Below are 20,036 nucleotides of genomic sequence, written 5' to 3' on the forward strand. Positions count from 1 at the left end.
TCCGTCACTGACTGCCTTTACGCAGCTTATTTCTCTGCTGGTATACCTCTGCCGATTCGCGGACAAACCCGGCGTTCACCCTGGCGTGCCAGGTGTGTTCCAGTTCATCGGCAATGGCCTGCAACTCGGCAAACGAAGAACGAAACGGCCGTAGCGCGTTGTAGATCTCCAGAATGCGGGCATCCGGGATCGCAATCAGTTCTGCCGCACGACGAAAATTGCGCGCCACGGCATGACGCTGCATCTGCTCGGCAATCTGCGCCTGGTACTCCAGCGTTTGCTGAGAAATACGCACATCCTGTGGTCCTACGCGGCCCGCCAGCACATTCTCAAGGGTAATGTCGGTTAGCGGCTTACCGGTAGGCGTCTGGATTTTCTCCGGGCAGCGGGTGGCTAATGGGTAATCCTGCGCGGTCATGATGTTGTCGTTCATGGTCATTCCCTTACCAGTGCAATATGCAACGTGACAGGCGCAGCATCCTGCACCACGTGTTTGGTTTCTTTGATATGAAACAGCGCGGCCTTGGCCATAAATTTAGGGCGCACCATCTGGTCATTGACCACTGGCACCGGAGAAGGCGACTCTTTACGTGCATATCGCGCGGCGTTTTTACCAATCTGACGATAGGTTTCCAGCGTCAGCAGCGGAGCCTGAGAAAACAGTTCCAGGTTACTTAGCGGCAGCAGATCGCGCTGATGAATCACCGTGGTTCCTTTCGACTGGATACCAATCCCAATGCCTGAGCCGCTGAGATTTGCCGCATCCCATGCCATAAAAGAAACATCCGAGGTGCGCAGGATCCTCACTACCCGCGCATGTAACCCCTCTTCTTCAATGCCTGCAACCAGCTCTTTCAAAATCGCGTTGTGCGGCATATCAATCAAGGTTTTATGCTGATACTTAGCAAAGGCCGGGCCGACGCCAATCACCACCTCATCCACGCGTTCATCCGCGTTAGCCGCCTCGCCTTCGCTCACCTGTAAGGTGAAAACCGGCTTACGTTCAGTTGTGCATTCCACTGTGTACCGCCTTATTCGATCGAGCCGGGCTGAACCACGCCCGCAATATTTTTAATTTCCGCCCAGCGTTCGGCACTGATGCGATAGCCGGTTCCTGGTCCCTGATAATCATTGATGTCGTTGACGGCGCTGACGACGTCGAACTGGCGATCCAGAATGGCCGACGTTTGCAGGTAATCACCGGTAACACGCTGTCTCAGCATGTTGAGGATATTGCTGGCGATATCTTCGAAGCCGCTGCAACTCAACGCGCCGACGATATCCAGCCCGGTGATATTGCGCTTCATCATCTCTTCCACGGCAGCCAAATCCTCAACCACATTACGCGCAGGCATATCTTTGCTGCCGTGAGCATAAGTAGCGGCTTCGACTTCTTCATCGCTAATCAGCGGCAGGCCCAGTTCGCGGAACACCGCCTGAATGGCGCGTGCGGCCTTATTGCGAATGGCGATGGTTTCCTCTTCCGTGACCGGCCGCAGACCGCCGTCAACCATCAGATCGCGTTGCAGAATGTTGTAATCATCGAAATCTTCAGCGTCGAAGTTCGATCCGGCAAACATGTTGTCGTAGTTGGGTACCGCGCTGTAACCGGAGAAAATAAAGTCGGTACCCGGCAGCATCTGCATCAGGGTGCGGGCAGTACGGCGAATATCGGAGTGGGAAAAGGTCTGGTCATTGGCGGAGGCCACTTCAAGGTCGAGCATTGAGGCAATCAGGTTTTCCGCCAGCACCGCGCGGATCCCCGAAGGCACAGCGCCGGTCATGCCGATACAGCTGACCGCGCCGTTTTGCAGCCCCTGTACGCCCGCGCCTTTAGTGATAAAAATGCAGCGTGACTCCAGATAAAGCATCGATTTACTTTCGGAATAGCCCATCAGCGCCTCCGAGCCGGTGCCGGAGGTGTAGCGCATCTTCAGGCCACGCGACGCATAAGCCGAGGCGAGAAATGCTTTGGACCACGGCGTGTCATCACCGTCGGTAAACACCGATTCTGTGCCATATACCGACACCGTTTCGGCGTAGCTGGTAAGCCCACGCATGCCCAGCTCCAGCTCCGTGGCCTCTTCAACGGAACATTGCGTCAGCACACCGGGGCGACCGCACTGGGAACCCACCAGCAGTGCCAGGGCGTTAAACGGCGCGTAGCGGGCGATCCCGACCGTCGTTTCCTGCTCGGAAAAGCCGCGGATCCCCGCTTCAGCAGCGTCGGCGGCAATCTGTACCGGGTTATCTTTCAGGTTAGTCACGTGGCACTGGTTGGAGGGAGTGCGTCTGGCGCGCATTTTTTGTAGCGCCATCATCATCTCCACCACGTTCATTTGCGCCATCACTTCCACCGCTTTCGCCGGGGTAATGGCGGTGGTAATGGCAATAATCTCTTCCCGACTGACGTGGATATCCACCAGCATTCTGGCGATCTCCAGCGCATCGAGCTGCATGGCGCGCTCCGCCTCGGCCACGTTAATCGCATAGTCGGCAATGAAACGGTCGATCATGTCGAACTCGGCGCGGCTCTTACCGTCCAGCTCAATAATACGACCATTTTCCACCTTCACCGACGACGCCGGATCGTAGGGGCTTTCCATGGCGATCAGCCCCTCTTCAGGCCATTCGCCAATCAGCCCATCCTGATTTACAGGCCGCTTCGCAAGCACTTCGAATCGTTTTGATCTTCTCATGATTTATTGACTCAAAAGGTAAAAAATAGGGACGCCGGGCCATATTGCCGGGGACACAACACCCGACATTCGCCTTTCATCAGCAATGGCCGAACTCTAAATGAGCCAAGCAATAAAAAAATAAAATTAATTTCGTTCCAATTTGGCACCTAATAAAAACACATCGTTCCATATTGAAACGCAATTCAGGAATATCCATCGTTAATTGTGACGAGGTTAAATGATCATTATCAATAAATGCAAAACCGGGAAGGTAAATTTGATATTCCTGAAATTTCCGTCCTATTGACTTAATAACGTACGGCGAGAAAATAAGGTAAATCCAATGATAAAAATAGCTGTTGCGCGATATGTTTCGTGACCTCAGCCCTACAACATTTTCAGGAGAGATTGTGAATAAGAGCCAACAAATTGCCACCATTACGCTGGCGGCTGCAAAAAAAATGGCGCAGGCCGTTGAGGCTAAAGCGCTTGAGATCAACGTTCCGGTGGTCTTTTCCGTGGTGGATCACGGCGGGAATACGCTGCTAATGCAACGCATGGACGATGCGTTTGTCACCAGCTGTGATATCTCTCTTAATAAAGCGTATACCGCCTGCTGCCTGCGCCAGGGCACCCATGAAATTACCGACGCGGTACAACCGGGTGCTTCGCTATATGGTTTGCAGCTTACCAACCAACAGCGCATTGTTATTTTCGGCGGCGGCTTACCTGTCATATTAAACGGTAAATTAATTGGTGCCGTTGGCGTTAGCGGCGGCACCGTCGAACAAGACAGATTATTAGCAGAAACCGCACTGAATTGTTTCTCTGAATTATAATTTAAATCTAAGAAGGTATATTATGAGCTATCGTATGTTTGATTACCTGGTGCCAAATGTGAACTTCTTTGGCCCCAATGCTATTTCCGTTGTCGGCGAACGCTGCAAACTGTTAGGCGGTAAAAAAGCGCTGCTGGTTACTGATAAAGGTCTGCGGGCCATTAAAGACGGTGCTGTAGATAAAACCCTCGCCCATCTACGTGAAGCGGGCATTGACGTGGTGGTTTTTGACGGCGTTGAACCCAACCCAAAAGACACCAACGTGCGTGACGGCCTGGAAGTTTTTCGCAAAGAGCATTGCGATATCATCGTTACCGTTGGCGGTGGTAGCCCGCATGACTGCGGTAAAGGCATCGGTATCGCGGCGACTCACGAAGGTGATCTCTACAGCTATGCCGGGATTGAAACCCTGACCAACCCGCTGCCGCCTATCGTTGCGGTGAATACCACTGCCGGTACCGCCAGCGAAGTCACCCGCCACTGCGTGCTGACCAATACCAAAACCAAAGTGAAGTTTGTGATTGTCAGCTGGCGCAACCTGCCGTCGGTCTCCATTAACGATCCGCTGCTGATGCTCGGCAAACCCGCCCCGCTGACCGCCGCGACCGGGATGGACGCCCTGACCCACGCCGTAGAAGCCTATATTTCCAAAGATGCTAACCCGGTCACTGACGCCGCCGCTATTCAGGCTATTCGCCTGATCGCACGCAACTTGCGTCAGGCCGTAGCGCTGGGCAGCAACCTGAAAGCTCGCGAGAACATGGCCTACGCTTCTCTGCTGGCGGGTATGGCTTTCAACAACGCAAACCTCGGCTACGTTCACGCAATGGCGCATCAGCTTGGCGGTCTGTACGACATGCCACACGGCGTGGCGAATGCCGTACTGCTCCCGCACGTGGCGCGCTATAACCTGATCGCTAACCCGGAGAAATTTGCCGATATCGCAGAATTTATGGGCGAAAACACTGACGGACTTTCCACCATGGATGCCGCCGAACTGGCCATTCACGCCATTGCCCGTCTCTCCGCTGACATCGGCATTCCGCAGCATTTGCGCGATCTGGGCGTCAAAGAAGCCGATTTCCCGTACATGGCGGAAATGGCGCTGAAGGACGGCAACGCCTTCTCTAACCCGCGCAAAGGGAACGAGAAAGAAATTGCCGAGATCTTCCGTCAGGCATTCTGATAACGCAGGGGGCGCAATGTCACTTTCATCACCGGGCGTACATCTGTTTTATCACTCACGCTGGCAGGATACTCGCGTGCTTGATGAGCTGTGCTGGGGACTGGAAGAGCAAGGCGTCCCTTGCCGGGCAATCTGTTGCGACGAGCATGACTGCGCGCTGGCATTGAGCAAACTTGCGGCCAAAAGCTCAACGCTACGTGTCGGTCTGGGTCTTAACGCCACGGGTGATATTGCGTTAACCCACGCCCAGTTGCCCGAAGATCGGGCGCTGATCCGTGGGCATATCCGCGCCGGAGCAGCCCAGCTCCGCGTCCTCGGTGCTAATGCCGGTCAACTGGTTAAAGTACTTCCCTTCAGCGAGATAAATTAAATGTACCGCATCTATACCCGAACCGGCGATAAAGGCACGACCGCGCTGTTTGGCGGTAGCCGTATCGACAAAGACGACATCCGCGTTGAGGCCTATGGCACGGTGGATGAACTGATTTCCCAGCTTGGCGTCTGCTATGCCAGCACGCACCAGGCTGAACTACGCCAGGATCTGCACGACATGCAGAAGATGCTGTTTGTACTGGGTGCGGAACTCGCCAGCGATGAGAAAGGACTCGCTCGCTTACAACAGCGTATTGGCGATGAGGATATTCAGGCGCTGGAGCAGCTTATTGACCGCAATATGGCGCAAAGCGGCCCGCTCAAAGAGTTTGTTATTCCGGGGAAAAATCTGCCATCGGCACAGCTACACGTCGCGCGAACCCTGGCGCGCCGACTGGAGCGGGTCCTTATCGCGATGAGCAGAACGCTGACGTTACGCGATGAACCCAGACGCTATATCAACCGACTGTCAGACGCGCTGTTCTCGATGGCGAGAATTGAAGAAACTAGTCCAGATGCTTGCGCTTAAACTGGCTGGCATCAATGTCGTACTGCTTCATCTTGCGCCACAGGGTGGTGCGACCAATATTCAGCAGTTGCGACATCTCCTGCACGCGCCCGCTGGTGACGCGGGCAGCATGGATAATCGCCTCTTTTTCGATAGCGGTAAAGGTCAGGCTGGCTGGCAGCAGTGAAGACGCCGTCTCCAGACCCGGACGTTCGGCAAACAGATAATCCGGTAGATTGCTCAGCCGAATATGGCCGTTATCACTGCTGATGGCGATGTTTTCGATAATGCTGTTCAGCTCAAAGTCATTGCCCGGCCACGAATAGGCCACCAGCTGCGCCAGCGCATCGTCGTCGATCTTCAGACTGGATGAAAAACGTTTTTTCAGGCTATTCAGCCTCGTATAAATCAGCGAGGGAATACTGTTACGCCGCGCCCGCAGCGGGGGGATCACTATCTCAAAAGAGTGCAGAGCGTAATACAGCTGACGGCTAAAGCGGTTTTGCTCCACCAGATTGGCGAGATCAACCGTGGTGGTGGCGATCACTTTGACATCCACCGGAATCAGCCGACGGGCATCCAGGCGGGTTAATACCCCCTGCTTGATCACCTGTAACAGCGCGGATTGCAGCTCCGGCGCCAGATATTCAATTTTTTCCAGAAACAGCGTGCCGCCGTTCGCCAGTTCAAGACGGCTCAACCGACCATTTTCATCGTCGGTGGGCGCGCTGCCCATAAAATCCTGCCCCAGCACACTGTTGGCATACAGCTGGCAGTTCACGGCGATATACGGCCCGCTGGCGCGCTCGCTTTCGTTGTGAATAGCCTGACTCAGCAGCTCTTTACCAACGCCCTCTTCCCCGCACAGTAGGATCGGAAAACTCCCCCTCGCGGCCTGGCGACCAAAGTGGATCAAGCGGCGGGTTTCTGGATCGTCAGTCGACATCTGCTCAAAGGTGTGGCTCACCTTGCCGAGCTGACTGGTCATCAGCTGACGCATTTGCTCCACCGGATGCAGCAGCAGGATAAAGCTGTTGCCCTGCTCCTCAACAATCGGTTTCAGGGTGATGACGGCATCAACAAACTGATGTTGGCTTTCAAAGGTAACTTCGACGTGATTCAGGCCGCGGGCATGTTTGATCGCCCGGCGCAGCAGCATGGGGAGATTGAGCAGATCGTGAATGTTTTTCCCCTGACTGGCCTGCGCATCGAGATGCAAAAGCAGCGCCGCACGCGCATTGAGGAACTGCAATACGCCCTGTTCGTTCCAGGCCATCACACCATCATCCATACTCTCCAGCAGCCCGTACATCTGGTTCAGATGGCGGTTGGATTCAGCCAGCAGGCTGTCGGTCAGCAAAGAGTTGCCGACTTCTCTGGCAATCGCCAGCGTCAGGGATAAATCAGAAACGCACTCATGCTCTACCAGACAACACAGCGAGATGGAGCCGAACAGTCGACCATGGTTATCGAAGACCGGCGTCGAGCAGAACGACCACGGATGCAGCGCCTGTTTAAAATGCTGATCGCCAGAGGTTTTTGTCGGCTGTCCCGGCATCGTCGCCAGTGACAGGGCACAACTGCCAATGATGCTTTCCGCACAGTAGCTGCCGTCACGAAACCCAAGCTCCGCCAACTGTTCCACCGTCTGCGGATCGCCGCAACGGCTGAGAATACAGGCTGATTCATCCAGAATCAGCAGCGCGCACGGGCGGCCATCCATAAACTCCCAGGCATCTTCCAGCGCAGCCTGAGCAATCGTCAGCAACGCCGTCTTGCGACGACAAATCGACTCAAAGGTCAGCCCCTGCGCCTGATGCGGCGCCTGCCAGGTTTCCCGCTGCATAAACTTGCTGCAACGATGCCATGACTGGGCAATGACTGAAGAGACTTCCTTCCCGATGCTATGCGTGTGCGCCGTCATATCCCTTTCCGCTGTTTAACCATAGACAACCCCTCCGGCAGTGACTGTCAGAGGGGGAGAAGATGCCGGATAAAACCTACCGACGACTGATTAACGCGCCAGCCACTGCTGTCCCAGCAGATCTGCCGTCAAAATAGCGGCATGTACGCTTTCAGGCGTTACCGGGAACGGCATATTGTGGATGGTTTCACCTTCTGCACAGGTCGCTTTCGCCACCGCCATGATCTTGCCGTCAACGTCTTCTTTCACGCCCATTTCCGCTAACGTTACCGGCAGGCCTACTTTCTGACAGAAATTCAGCACGGTTTCGATCTCTTCCATCGGGCTGTTTTGCAGCACCAGTTGCGCCAGCGTACCAAAGGCGACTTTTTCACCGTGGTACAAATGGTGACACTCTTCCAGAATCGTAAAGCCGTTGTGGATCGCATGCGCCCCTGCCAGACCGCTACTTTCAAAGCCGATGCCGCTGAGGTAAGTGTTGGCTTCGACAATACGTTCCAGCGCATCGGTCACCACGCCAGCCTGCGCGGCAAAGCGTGCCTTCTCGCCTTCCGCCAGCAGGGTATCATAGCACAGGCGCGCCAGGCTCAGCGCCGCCACGGTGGACTGTCCGCCCGCCATGCTGGTCGCTCTGGCGTCATAACAGGCTTTCGCTTCAAACCAGGTCGAGAGCGCATCGCCCATCCCGGCCACCAGCAGACGTACCGGCGCTTTGGCAATGATTGCAGTGTCCATCACCACCATATCCGGGTTTTTCGGGTAGATCAGATACTCTTCAAACTCACCGGCTTCGGTATAGATAACGGACAGCGCGCTGGTTGGCGCATCGGTAGACGCGATAGTCGGGATCACCACCACCGGTAACTTCTGGTAGTAACCAATCGCTTTGGCGGTATCCAGCGTTTTCCCACCGCCAATCCCAACCACACCGCGGCAACCGTGCTGTTTCAGAATGGCAATCAGGCGATTAATTTCAACATGGCTACATTCACCGTTAAAGCGTTCCGCATGGCAGCTAATGTCGTGACTGTGCAGGCCGTTGAGTACTTTCTCTCCCGCCAGCTTCATCACGAAGTCATCCGCAATCACGAAAAAGCTGTCCGCCAGATTTTTAGCGTATTGACCAAACAAGGTGGAAGCGTCAGGACCCTGGAGATATTTGGCTGGAGATTGAATAACTTTTAGCATTCCTTTCATCCTCAAATAAGTACATGTTTTTACATGGTGAGCCCTGGCGTTAACCTGTTTGGCCTGATGCTGACGGCGAAAACGGGAGATACCGGAGCGATGCAATAACTGTATGGCGAGGCGTGCACAAAAAAATCTTTCGTCTTTTTGTTCTGATATGAAACAGATAAAAACGACACATGTTCCATATTGGAACGCTTAACCATAAAAAATATAAGGTTTGCGATCCCGATCCGTTCATTTGCCATCAAATCTCCGGCACAGACGAATCTCACTTTCTCTTATACACACTCACTTGCCAAAATACCGGTAAAAAAAAGCTGACAGTACCGTGTGACGTGTATTCATCGCGAGAGGAAAAAGTCGAGCGAGCTCGCATTGTGGTCGTTCCCCGTTCTTTTAGGTTTCATTTCGGAACAAAAAACAATAACAACGTTCCGTAATGAAACTCATTTTAACGTTGTTTTTTTCCACGCTGACTTCGCCAGAATCTCTCTATCGCCTCCGCACCATGACCATACTTCCGGGGGTTTGTCTTACACTCAACCTCAAGGAGCCGTTATGTCTCAATTCTTTTTTAATCAACGCCCCCATCTCGTGAGCGACGTCATCGACGGTACGATTATCGCCAGCCCGTGGAATAACCTGGCGCGTCTGGAAAGCGATCCAGCCATTCGCATCGTGGTCCGTCGTGACCTCAACAAAAATAACGTGGCGGTCATTTCCGGCGGCGGTTCAGGGCACGAACCCGCGCACGTTGGGTTTATCGGTAAAGGTATGCTAACCGCCGCAGTCTGTGGCGACGTGTTCGCTTCCCCGAGCGTAGATGCGGTACTGACCGCCATTCAGGCGGTAACCGGTGAGGCGGGCTGTTTGTTGATCGTGAAAAATTACACCGGTGACCGTCTTAATTTCGGTCTTGCCGCCGAGAAAGCCCGTCGCCTTGGTTACAACGTCGAAATGCTGATTGTCGGCGATGACATCTCCCTGCCGGATAACAAACACCCGCGCGGCATTGCGGGAACCATCCTGGTGCATAAAATCGCGGGCTATTTTGCCGAACGCGGCTACAACCTCGCCACCGTCCTGCGTGAAGCGCAATACGCGGCCAATAACACCTTCAGTCTGGGCGTTGCGCTTTCCAGCTGTCATCTGCCGCAAGAAACCGACGCCGCCCCGCGTCATCATCCGGGCCACGCGGAACTGGGCATGGGCATTCACGGCGAACCAGGTGCCTCGGTCATCGACACCCAGAACAGTGCGCAGGTGGTGAGCCTGATGGTGGATAAACTGCTGGCAGCCCTGCCTGAAACCGGCCGTCTGGCGGTGATGATTAACAATCTTGGCGGCGTTTCTGTTGCCGAAATGGCCATCATTACCCGCGAACTGGCCAGCAGCCCGCTGCACCCGCGTATCGACTGGCTGATTGGCCCGGCCTCACTGGTCACCGCGCTGGATATGAAAGGCTTTTCACTGACGGCCATCGTGCTGGAAGAGAGCATCGAAAAAGCGCTGCTCACCGAGGTGGAAACCAGTAACTGGCCGACGCCGGTCCCACCGCGTGAAATCAGCTGTGTACCGTCATCTCAGCGTAGCGCACGCGTGGAATTCCAGCCTTCGGCGAACGCCCTGGTGGCCGGGATTGTGGAGCTTGTCACCACAACCCTTTCCGATCTGGAGACCCATCTTAATGCGCTGGATGCCAAAGTCGGCGATGGCGATACCGGTTCAACCTTTGCCGCAGGCGCGCGGGAAATTGCCAGCCTGCTGCATCGTCAGCAGTTGCCGCTGGATAACCTTGCCACGCTGTTCGCGCTGATTGGCGAACGTCTGACCGTGGTGATGGGCGGTTCCAGCGGTGTGTTGATGTCTATTTTCTTTACCGCTGCGGGGCAGAAACTGGAACAGGGAGCTAACGTTGCCGAAGCCCTGAATACGGGACTGGCGCAGATGAAGTTTTACGGCGGCGCAGACGAAGGCGATCGCACCATGATTGATGCGCTGCAACCGGCCCTGACTTCGCTGCTCGCACAACCGAAAAATTTGCAGGCCGCATTCGACGCCGCGCAAGCGGGAGCCGAACGAACCTGTTTGTCGAGTAAAGCCAATGCGGGTCGCGCATCGTATCTCAGCAGCGAAAGCCTGCTCGGAAATATGGACCCCGGCGCGCACGCCGTCGCGATGGTATTTAAAGCGCTGGCAGAGAGTGAATTGGGCTAAGCCATAAGTGCCTGATGCGCTGCGCTTATCAGGCCTACGAGTACGAACCTTTGTAGGCCGGATAAGGTGTTTGCGCCGCCATCCGGCAATGTGCGCCGTGCCTGATGCGCTGCGCTTATCAGGCCTACGAGTGCAAACCTGTGTAGGCCGGATAAGGCGTTATCAGGCCTGCGAGTGCAAACCCTTGTAGGCCGGATAAGGTAACGCCGCCATCTGGCAGAACGTTAACGATAAACGCGGATCCCGCCCTCTACGCCGCGGCTAAACAGCACCTGCCAAAGCTCAATATCTCTGGCGCGGAAAGCCCCTGCGCAGGCACATAAATAATAATTAAACATTCTTCTGAAGGTGGCGGAATAACGTGATGACAGCTCCGGCCAGGCCTGATTAAAGCGCTCATGCCAGGCCATCAGCGTTTTATCATAATCGCTGCCGAAGTTATGCCAGTCCTCCATCACAAACCGTGATTCGCTGGCCTCGGCAATATGGGAAATTGCCGGTAAGCAGCCGTTCGGGAAAATGTATTTATTGATCCACGGATCGACGCTCATCCCTTTTTTATTGCTACCAATGGTATGCAGCAGGAACAGTCCGTCCGGTTTTAAACAACGGTCGGCGATGCTGAAATAGGTGTCGTAGTTTTTCGGCCCGACGTGTTCAAACATCCCTACGGACACAATGCGATCGTAGTGTTTATCAAGATCGCGATAATCCTGCAGCAGAATGTTAACGTCCAGCCCTTCACAGCGCTGCTGCGCCATTTTCTGCTGCTCTTTGGAAATGGTAACGCCTTCTACCGCCACGCCATAATGACGCGCCGCATATTCCGCCAGCCCGCCCCAGCCACAACCGATATCGAGTAAACGCATACCCGGTTTAAGCTGCAGCTTCTCGCAGATCATTTTTAATTTGGCATCTTGCGCATCGTCTAATGTGGTCGCGTCTTTCCAGTAACCGCAGGAATATTGCATATGCGGATCAAGCATCAGTGCAAAGAGATCGTTACCAATATCATAATGTTCTTTACCGACGATCCATGCACGGCTACGTGACTGCAAATTAAACAGGCGCGCGCTGGCAATGCGTAAAATATCTTTCAGATTACCAGGCATCTGCTGGTCGAGTTTTGCTCTCAGGATTTTACAGAACAGAATATCGAGCCGTTCGCAGTCCCACCAGCCTTCCATATAGCTTTCGCCAAGCCCTAACGAGCCTTGTTGCAATACCCGTTTAAAGAAACCGGTATGATGAAGTTGAATGTCCCAGGCGCGCGAGCCATTAATTCTGATATCCGCTTGCGAAAGCAGCTCTTTTCCCATTCGGGTCCAGTTATCATTTGTTTCATTGACGATGACAGCATCTGAACAAAGCGAGTTCATGGTATTTACCAAAAGTGGGCTAAAAATTATTACGCAAGATTATTATGGAAAAAAGAGTGTATGTATTATGATCCGCGGACAAGATCTATCGAGTAGCGGACACACCATCGGGAGCATTGACGATTCATTTATGGAAACTCTCGCGCAAAAACAGTGGAACTCCTTCCCGGATAACTCCATGACCGAACTGCCGCAGGACGTATTCTTTCGCTCATATGTCCTGGAAGCCAACCACCATGTACCGCAGCATTCACACTCTTTTATGCAGTTTCATTTCGCCCGCAAAGGCAGCATGCGCATTGATGTTGCCGGTAAGTGCTGGATAATCCCGGCGCATTATGGCATTTGGATCCCAAATAATACGGAGCATGCGGTTTGGGCATTAGATGATGTGTATTTAGAAAATCTGGATATTAAACCGGGCTTTCTTGAAGAGAGCATCAATGAATGCAAAGTAGTGGCTATCAGTGATTTCGCCAGAGAGTTTATTCATTACGCCACGAATTCAATTTCAGGCCATTATGATAGTCAGTCAAAAGAGGGCAAGCTGGTTAGTGTGCTGGTCGATATTATTCTGCAACTCCCGGAAGTCGCTTTTGTATTACCCTGGCCGCAGGATCGCGAATTAACCAAAGTCTGCCGAACAATACAAGAATCCCCCGCACTGGAGCATTCTGTTGAATACTGGGCGCAGCATCTGGGTATGTCTGCCCGTACCTTTTCACGCCATTTCAAAAAAGAAACCGGATTGCCTTTCAGCGTCTGGAAGCAAAAAATGCGAATACTTGAATCGGTATTAATGCTGAAGAAAAATAAAAGCGTAACCGCCGTGGCACTCGACGTTGGGTATTCAAGCACCGCGGCATTTAGCTACGCATTCCGCCAGGCGTTTGGCGTTCCGCCCTCTAATTACTGATTAACGGCGTTGATGCCAGTAAGCCGCTGCGCGAACCCGTTGCTGATCGAACGCCTCGGTTTCAAAACGAGCACTCAGGTTTTTGACCACCTTACCTTCGCCGGTGATCCAGATGAAATAATCGTCTGCGGGCACGCTTAGCCGCGATAAGTGTTCATTCACCGCCTGCTCGTCATGGCCGATAAACCACTGAAGAGTAAATCCGTCGAGATGGGCAAAATAGTCCTGGTACGCCGCATCCTGCACGCTAACCAGCGCCGTAACGTGCGGACGTACCGCCAAACGGCAGAGCGACTCCAGGCGTCGGCGCAACGCGGGCATTCCCGACTCATCACACACGTAAACCTGATACGCATAGTCCTCTGGAACCACCAAAGAACCGCGCGGCCCGCCGATCGTAAGCTTGTCACCCTCACGGGCATTCATCGCCCATGTACTTGCCACGCCGCCGTCATGAATATAGAAATCCAGTGCCAGCTCATGGCGCGTTTCGTCATACAACGGCGTGTAGTCACGGGATAACGGACGTACGCCGTCAGCCCAGACAATGCCTTCATCGGTGACAACCGGCGGTACAAAATGGCTGCCCGGTTCAGGGAAAAAGACCTTGGTATGGTCGTCAAAGCCGCGTGAGCTAAAACCGTCCAGAGCGTCACCGCCCAGTACAATACGCTGAAAGCCCGCGCTAATACGTTCTACGCGCAGGACGGTAAGTTCCCGAAAGCGAAGTTCATTGCGAACGCGCTGCGGGTAGCGTGAGGTGTTTGTTGTCATTTTTTCGCCTTCGTGAAAATAATAAGATATATCTAAACTCATTTTCAAATGATAATGATTGCTAATCAAAAAGATTGCAAGCACTTTTTGATATAGTTGAGTTATGAATACCCCGCTATCACATTCACATAAAAACACTTAATAATCATCACATTAAACAAAAATTATTTTGTAGACTTGCAAACTGATAATTTTTAGATATAAATTAGATATATCTAAACAACATCAGGAGACGATGATGCAAAACCATCATGAAGGTTGCTGTAAGCACACAGAGCACCAACACGAAGGCTGCTGCAAGGGTGAAGGACATCACCATGAAGGCCGCCACAACGAGCTCCATGCAGGTTGCTGCAAAGGTGAAGAACATCGCCATGAAGGCTGTAACAAAGAACACCACCACGAGCAGGGTTGCGGGCATCGCCACGGTCGTGGCGGCGGTGGTCGTCGTCAGCGGTTCTTCGGCCACGGCGAATTACGCCTGGTGATTCTGGATATCTTGACCCGCGACGCCAGCCACGGCTATGAGCTGATTAAAGCGATTGAAACCCTGACCCAGGGTAATTACACCCCAAGCCCGGGCGTTATCTATCCAACACTGGATTTCTTGCAGGATCAGGCACTGATCACCGTCAGCGACGAGGAAGGTGGGCGTAAACAGATTGCGATCACGACCCAGGGCCAGCAGTGGCTGGATGAAAACCGTGAACATCTGGAACATATCCACGAACGGATTAAAGCCCGCTGCGTGGGTTTTGAATTACGCAAAAATCCACAGATGAAACGCGCGCTGGAAAACTTCAAAGCCGTGCTGGATCTACGCGTCAATCATGGTGATACCAGCGATGCGCAGATCAAAAAAATCATCGGTATTATCGATCGCGCTGCGCTGGATATTACTCAGCTGGATTAATCTGCACAGCAGGCGGAACCCGTATGCCCAACGTTCCGCCTGTATTTTTAGTATTAATGCAGCACCGTAACCGCATCTTCCAGACGACCAGCGCGATGTTTCACCATCGCGGAAATCTGCGCACTCTCTTCAACCAGTTCGGCGTTTTTCTGCGTAATGTTGCTCAGCTCATTCACCGCGCGGGTCAGGCTGGAAAGACCATCTGACTGTTCTAGCGTGGAGTGGCTGATTTGGGCGATCAGTTGAGTGACGTTTTGCACCTGCGCCACAATATCGTCCATCGTGCGTCCTGCGGCGTGAACCTGGTCGGATCCGGACTGCACCTTGTCAGCGCTGGCATCAATCAGCTTGCGGATATCATTGGCCGCACTGGCGCTGCGGCTAGCAAGATGACGCACTTCTCCCGCCACCACGGCGAACCCTTTCCCTTGCTCGCCCGCCCGCGCGGCTTCAACAGCGGCGTTCAAAGCCAGAATGTTAGTCTGGAAGGCAATATCGTTAATCAGCGTCGTAATAGTGCCGATCCGCTGGGTGCTGTTGGCGATATCGTCCATGGTTTTGATGACGGTATCCATTGCCTCACCGCCGTGCGTTGCCGCGCTGCTGGCGGCAATAGAGAGCTTATCGGCCGCGGCGGCGGTCTCTGAGTTTTGTTTCACCGATGCCGCCATCTGATTCATGGTGGTCACCGTTTCCTGCACGTTCTCGACAGTCTGCTGCGTATGCTTGTTTAAATCGTCGCTGCCTTTCGCCAGCGTTTCGCTGTCGCTGCGCACGCAACTCACCTGGCTGGAGACGTCGTGAATGAGCCAGCGACACATTAATCCAAGTTGGCCCACTGCTCGTAGCATCAGGCCCAGTTCATCACTACGGTTAAGATGCGACACGCTGTTCCGCTCACCGGTCGCCACTTTCAGCGCCTGACGGGTGACATTCTCAATAGGACGCACAATTTGCCATTCGAAAATAGCCGTTCCCAGCACCACCACCAACGCGCTCATCAGCAGTAACGGCCATTCGGCGCCCATCTGCTGCAATGTGGCCGCTAGCAGGACAAACATGAATGCCATCACGCTGCGTACCCGCCAGCGAATCGGCATCGCCGGCAGTTTACCCAGCCAGCCTTTGCGTACCACCAGCCCTTTATGAATACGCCGGTTGCAACGCCCTTCGTTCAGCGCTTTATATAAAGGCTCTACTGCCGCAATTTCCTCGTCAGTTGCCCGGGTACGAATCGACATATACCCGGTCACGCGTCCTTCCCGCACCATCGGCACCGCATTGGCCCTCACCCAGTAGTGATCGCCATTCTTACGCAGGTTTTTCACAATCCCGCTCCATGGCTCGCCCTGCTTCAGGGTGTACCACATATCCGCAAACGCCGCTTTTGGCATGTCCGGATGACGAACCTGATTGTGCGGCTTATCGAGCAATTCATTCAGCTGATAGCCACTGACCTGGACAAATGTATCGTTCGCATGGGTGATATAGCTTTGTAAATCGGTGGTAGACATGAGGGTGATATCATCATCCAGCGGTGTATTTTGCTGACTAACGTAGGGATGAGAAGACATGATTGCGTCCTGTGCAGGTTATCTGGTTGTTAACTCTTTCGGCTTATGTTATTTCGGCGATAATTTTTTTATCTTTAGTTGTTAAATTTGATTTAGATCGCAATTTGCGATTAAACCTCAAAATCTGTACGCATTCTAATCCATTGATTTAAAATACTTTCATCTAGTAACTATTCAACGTCACTTCTACCAGCGCACCGTCACAGTGCAAATCTTGCCCATTTTTAGCGCAAATTTACGTTTATTCGATCTGTTTTCAGGCTCCTTACTTGGGCAAAATGCCAGCAAATGTTAAATCACGGCATTAAATGTTGCGCAAATGAGATATTTCCTGGTGTTTATCCCGATTTTTGCTAAGCGCGCCGGAATGGCGCAATCCCTGCAATACTTAAATCAGTATCATGTGATACGCGAGCTCCGGGAGCATATTTTGAACAGGTTACCTTCCAGCGCATCGGCCCTGGCCTGCAGCGCACACGCACTGAATCTCATCGAAAAGCGCACGCTTGATCATGAGGAAATGAAATCATTGAACAAAGAGGTGATTGAGTACTTCAAGGAGCATGTCAATCCGGGGTTCTTAGAGTATCGAAAATCTGTAACTGCAGGCGGGGATTACGGAGCCGTAGAGTGGCAAGCGGGAAGCCTGAATACGCTTGTCGACACCCAGGGGCAAGAGTTCGTCGATTGCCTGGGTGGTTTTGGAATTTTCAACGTGGGGCACCGTAATCCAGTCGTGGTTTCCGCCGTACAGAATCAACTCGCGAAACAACCTCTGCACAGCCAGGAGTTACTTGACCCTCTTCGGGCCATGCTGGCAAAAACTCTCGCCGCACTGGCGCCCGGTAAACTGAAATACAGTTTTTTCTGTAACAGCGGGACCGAGTCGGTTGAAGCCGCCCTGAAGCTGGCGAAAGCGTATCAATCGCCGCGCGGTAAATTTACGTTTATTGCCACCAGCGGCGCATTCCACGGTAAATCACTGGGCGCGCTGTCCGCCACAGCTAAATCTACCTTCCGTAAACCCTTTATGCCGCTGCTGCCGGGCTTCCGTCATGTGCCGTTTGGCGATATTAACGCGATGCGCACCATGCTCAGCGAGTGTAAAAAGACCGGTGACGATGTCGCAGCTGTGATCCTCGAACCCATCCAGGGTGAAGGTGGGGTGATCCTGCCTCCACAAGGCTATTTGACCGCCGTTCGTAAACTTTGCGATGAGTTTGGCGCGCTGATGATCCTTGACGAAGTGCAAACCGGCATGGGGCGTACCGGCAAGATGTTCGCCTGCGAACACGAAAACGTGCAACCCGATATTATGTGTCTGGCCAAAGCGTTGGGCGGCGGTGTGATGCCCATTGGCGCGACCATTGCCACTGAAGAGGTGTTCTCCGTCCTGTTCGACAATCCTTTCCTGCATACCACCACCTTTGGCGGCAACCCACTCGCTTGTGCGGCTGCGCTGGCCACCATTAACGTCCTGCTGGAGCAAAATTTACCGGCTCAGGCGGAGCAGAAAGGCGATATGTTGCTGGATGGTTTCCGTCAGCTTGCGCGGGAATACCCGGACCTGGTACATGATGTTCGCGGTAAGGGCATGCTGATGGCGATTGAGTTTGTCGATAATGAAATCGGCTACAACTTTGCCAGTGAGATGTTCCGCCAGCGGGTGCTGGTTGCCGGCACGCTTAACAATGCAAAGACGATCCGCATCGAACCGCCGTTGACGTTAACGATCGAGCAATGCGATCTGGTATTGCGAGCAACACGCAAAGCCCTGGCAGCATTACGGGTGAGCGTGGAGCAGGTGTAACAACCTTACCCGGCCTATAAAAGACACTCTTTTGTAGGCCGGATAAGGCGCAGCCGCCATCCGGCAATTAGCCTGACTTAAACAATCCGCACACCCGCAGGCATAAGGCGTTCTGGCGTCAACAGTACGCTTTCACTGCCATCGTCGGTTTCCGCGCACAGCAGCATGCACTCTGATGTCTCACCGCGCATTTTGGCCTTTTGCAGATTACACAGCACCACCACCGTTTTGCCCATCAGCTCCTCTTCTCTGTAGTAAGGCACCAGGCTGGTTACGGTTTGCAGCGTACGCTCTCCCACATCTACCTGTACGATATACAGCTTATCGGCATTGTCATGGCGCTTTACCTGTGCGATTTTTCCAACACGTATTTCCATTCGGGCAAAATCAGCAAATGCGACGGTATCCATTATTTTCTCCTTTGGTAAAATTTTACTAAATATTAGCAAAATATTTTCCGGGCATTGTTCTCAAAAGCGGGAAAATGATGTACTCATCACACTCTGAAAGCCCAGTTTTACCCCGAGCATGTCAATTAATCATGCTTTTTTTACTGAAAACAGATGAATAGATAAGCACTTCATTTACAATGCGCAGGTAACTCAGGGAAAAGGCAAACATGGCAACACTTAAAGACATCGCAATCGAAGCTGGCGTGTCCCTGGCGACAGTGTCCCGGGTTTTAAACGATGACCCCACGCTGAATGTAAAAGAAGAGACTAAGCATCGCATTCTGGAGATCGCGGAAAAGCTGGAGTACAAAACCAGCAGCGCCCGAAAGAACCAGACCAGCGCGCTCGGCCCCCAGCATATTCTGGCGCTCTACAGCTATCAGCAAGATTTGGAAATCAACGATCCTTACTACCTCGCGATCCGCCATGGGATTGAAACCCAGTGTGAGAAACTCGGGATCGAACTGACCAACTGCTATGAGCACAGTGGTCTGCCGGAGAGCAAACACATTACCGGCATTCTTATTGTCGGCAAGCCTTCTCCCGCTCTGCGCGAGGCGGCAACAGCACTTACCGACAATATCTGCTTTATCGATTTCCATGAATCCGGCAGCGAATATGACGCTGTCGATATCGATCTGGCCCGCATCAGCAAAGAGAGCATCGACTTCTTCATTGCCCAGGGCGTCACCCGCATTGGCTTCATCGGTGGCGAAGACCAGCCAGGTAAGGCCGATATCCGCGAAGCCGCGTTTGTCGAATACGGTCGTCTGCAGCAGGTCGTTTCTGAACAGGACATCTATCGCGGCGGTTTCTCCAGTTCATCAGGCTATGAACTGGCTAAAGAAATGCTGGCGAAACCCGGCTATCCCAGCGCCCTGTTTGTGGCTTCAGACTCGATTGCCATTGGCGTTCTGCGCGCCATCCACGAGCGCGGTCTGAATATTCCGCAGGATATTTCGCTGATTAGCGTTAATGATATCCCCACGGCGCGTTTCACCTTTCCTCCGCTTTCCACCGTTCGCATCCATTCGGAAATGATGGGCAGTCAGGGCGTCAACCTGCTGTTCGAAAAAGCCCGTGACGGGCGTGCGCTCCCCCTGCTGGTTTTTGTTCCCAGCAAGCTGAAACTGCGCGGCACCACCCGCTGAAATCCCCCGTTAACCCGCCCGGTTTCTTCTGATGCCGGGCGCGCATTGTCATGCATTCTTTTCCGCGTCCGAATTATTTTCGTGATCCAGTTAAAGTAAATCACTTCACTTGCTATATTTTAGTAAAAGTTTTACTAAAATCACCATCA

18 protein-coding genes are annotated in these 20,036 nt (G+C 53.1%); 9 read left to right on the forward strand and 9 right to left on the reverse strand.

The genetic code is table 11. The features are described from left to right. Positions 1-4: 4 nt before the first annotated feature. Genes OGY18_RS13970 through OGY18_RS13980 form a run of 3 tightly spaced genes read right to left on the reverse strand, consistent with a single transcriptional unit; the run spans position 5 to position 2,699 of the window. Positions 5-433 carry a diol dehydratase small subunit gene (locus tag OGY18_RS13970; RefSeq protein ID WP_003828498.1) on the reverse strand — a complete coding sequence of 143 codons (429 nt, stop codon included), beginning with the start codon at positions 431-433 and terminating at the stop codon, positions 5-7. A 2-nt stretch (positions 434-435) separates the two neighbouring features. After that, a complete protein-coding gene (locus OGY18_RS13975) occupies positions 436-1,020 on the reverse strand; it encodes a propanediol/glycerol family dehydratase medium subunit (protein WP_003828500.1) in 585 nt (194 codons plus the stop codon). Between the two features lie 11 nt (positions 1,021-1,031). After that, the gene (locus tag OGY18_RS13980; RefSeq protein WP_003828502.1) at positions 1,032-2,699 is read right to left on the reverse strand and encodes a propanediol/glycerol family dehydratase large subunit; all 1,668 of its coding nucleotides are present in this window, start codon (positions 2,697-2,699) and stop codon (positions 1,032-1,034) included. 392 nt (positions 2,700-3,091) lie between these two features. Here OGY18_RS13980 and OGY18_RS13985 point away from each other — a divergent pair, with 392 nt between their 5' ends. The 4 genes from OGY18_RS13985 to OGY18_RS14000 are packed head-to-tail and all read left to right on the forward strand — an operon-like array spanning position 3,092 to position 5,607. Continuing rightward, positions 3,092-3,520, forward strand: coding sequence for a GlcG/HbpS family heme-binding protein (locus OGY18_RS13985; protein ID WP_003828504.1), 429 nt, complete (start codon positions 3,092-3,094; stop codon positions 3,518-3,520). Between the two features lie 22 nt (positions 3,521-3,542). Beyond that, the gene (dhaT, locus tag OGY18_RS13990; RefSeq protein WP_003024734.1) at positions 3,543-4,706 is read left to right on the forward strand and encodes a 1,3-propanediol dehydrogenase; all 1,164 of its coding nucleotides are present in this window, start codon (positions 3,543-3,545) and stop codon (positions 4,704-4,706) included. 16 nt (positions 4,707-4,722) lie between these two features. Next, entirely contained in the window at positions 4,723-5,076 is a 354-nt protein-coding gene (locus tag OGY18_RS13995; RefSeq protein WP_003828507.1) for a glycerol dehydratase reactivase beta/small subunit family protein, read from the forward strand. Then, the gene (locus OGY18_RS14000; RefSeq protein ID WP_003828509.1) at positions 5,077-5,607 is read left to right on the forward strand and encodes a cob(I)yrinic acid a,c-diamide adenosyltransferase; all 531 of its coding nucleotides are present in this window, start codon (positions 5,077-5,079) and stop codon (positions 5,605-5,607) included. On the opposite strand, the gene dhaR is transcribed toward OGY18_RS14000, so the two are convergent. Continuing rightward, on the reverse strand, positions 5,585-7,510 hold the full coding sequence (gene dhaR, locus OGY18_RS14005) for a dihydroxyacetone kinase operon transcriptional regulator DhaR (protein ID WP_003828512.1): 1,926 nt from the start codon (positions 7,508-7,510) through the stop codon (positions 5,585-5,587). The genes OGY18_RS14000 and dhaR overlap by 23 nt on opposite strands. A 90-nt stretch (positions 7,511-7,600) precedes the next feature. Then, positions 7,601-8,698, reverse strand: a complete 1,098-nt coding sequence (locus OGY18_RS14010) for a glycerol dehydrogenase (RefSeq protein ID WP_003024745.1) — start codon at positions 8,696-8,698, stop codon at positions 7,601-7,603. 561 nt (positions 8,699-9,259) lie between these two features. Here OGY18_RS14010 and OGY18_RS14015 point away from each other — a divergent pair. Then, the gene (locus OGY18_RS14015; RefSeq protein ID WP_286553396.1) at positions 9,260-10,918 is read left to right on the forward strand and encodes a glycerone kinase; all 1,659 of its coding nucleotides are present in this window, start codon (positions 9,260-9,262) and stop codon (positions 10,916-10,918) included. A 224-nt stretch (positions 10,919-11,142) separates the two neighbouring features. Here OGY18_RS14015 and cfa read toward each other — a convergent pair whose 3' ends face one another. Next, entirely contained in the window at positions 11,143-12,297 is a 1,155-nt protein-coding gene (gene cfa, locus OGY18_RS14020; RefSeq protein ID WP_126317365.1) for a cyclopropane fatty acyl phospholipid synthase, read from the reverse strand. A 67-nt stretch (positions 12,298-12,364) separates the two neighbouring features. Here cfa and OGY18_RS14025 point away from each other — a divergent pair, with 67 nt between their 5' ends. Next, on the forward strand, positions 12,365-13,213 hold the full coding sequence (locus OGY18_RS14025) for a helix-turn-helix domain-containing protein (RefSeq protein WP_003828520.1): 849 nt from the start codon (positions 12,365-12,367) through the stop codon (positions 13,211-13,213). On the opposite strand, the gene OGY18_RS14030 is transcribed toward OGY18_RS14025, so the two are convergent. Continuing rightward, positions 13,214-13,987 carry a siderophore-interacting protein gene (locus tag OGY18_RS14030; protein WP_063941805.1) on the reverse strand — a complete coding sequence of 258 codons (774 nt, stop codon included), beginning with the start codon at positions 13,985-13,987 and terminating at the stop codon, positions 13,214-13,216. A gap of 235 nt (positions 13,988-14,222) precedes the next feature. Between OGY18_RS14030 and OGY18_RS14035 the strand changes: the two genes are divergently transcribed. After that, a complete protein-coding gene (locus OGY18_RS14035; protein ID WP_286553399.1) occupies positions 14,223-14,900 on the forward strand; it encodes a PadR family transcriptional regulator in 678 nt (225 codons plus the stop codon). Between the two features lie 53 nt (positions 14,901-14,953). Here OGY18_RS14035 and OGY18_RS14040 read toward each other — a convergent pair whose 3' ends face one another. Further along, positions 14,954-16,474, reverse strand: a complete 1,521-nt coding sequence (locus OGY18_RS14040; RefSeq protein ID WP_286553401.1) for a methyl-accepting chemotaxis protein — start codon at positions 16,472-16,474, stop codon at positions 14,954-14,956. Between the two features lie 430 nt (positions 16,475-16,904). Between OGY18_RS14040 and ygjG the strand changes: the two genes are divergently transcribed. Then, the gene (gene ygjG / locus OGY18_RS14045; RefSeq protein ID WP_181510164.1) at positions 16,905-18,284 is read left to right on the forward strand and encodes a putrescine aminotransferase; all 1,380 of its coding nucleotides are present in this window, start codon (positions 16,905-16,907) and stop codon (positions 18,282-18,284) included. A 77-nt stretch (positions 18,285-18,361) separates the two neighbouring features. Here ygjG and OGY18_RS14050 read toward each other — a convergent pair whose 3' ends face one another. Then, entirely contained in the window at positions 18,362-18,694 is a 333-nt protein-coding gene (locus OGY18_RS14050) for a tRNA-binding protein (RefSeq protein ID WP_003828529.1), read from the reverse strand. 209 nt (positions 18,695-18,903) lie between these two features. Between OGY18_RS14050 and ebgR the strand changes: the two genes are divergently transcribed. Further along, a complete protein-coding gene (gene ebgR / locus OGY18_RS14055) occupies positions 18,904-19,887 on the forward strand; it encodes a transcriptional regulator EbgR (RefSeq protein WP_286553404.1) in 984 nt (327 codons plus the stop codon). Positions 19,888-20,036: the final 149 nt, after the last annotated feature.

Origin of the sequence: Citrobacter sp. Cpo142, from assembly GCF_030332425.1 — a bacterium.
Taxonomy (GTDB): domain Bacteria; phylum Pseudomonadota; class Gammaproteobacteria; order Enterobacterales; family Enterobacteriaceae; genus Citrobacter; species Citrobacter portucalensis.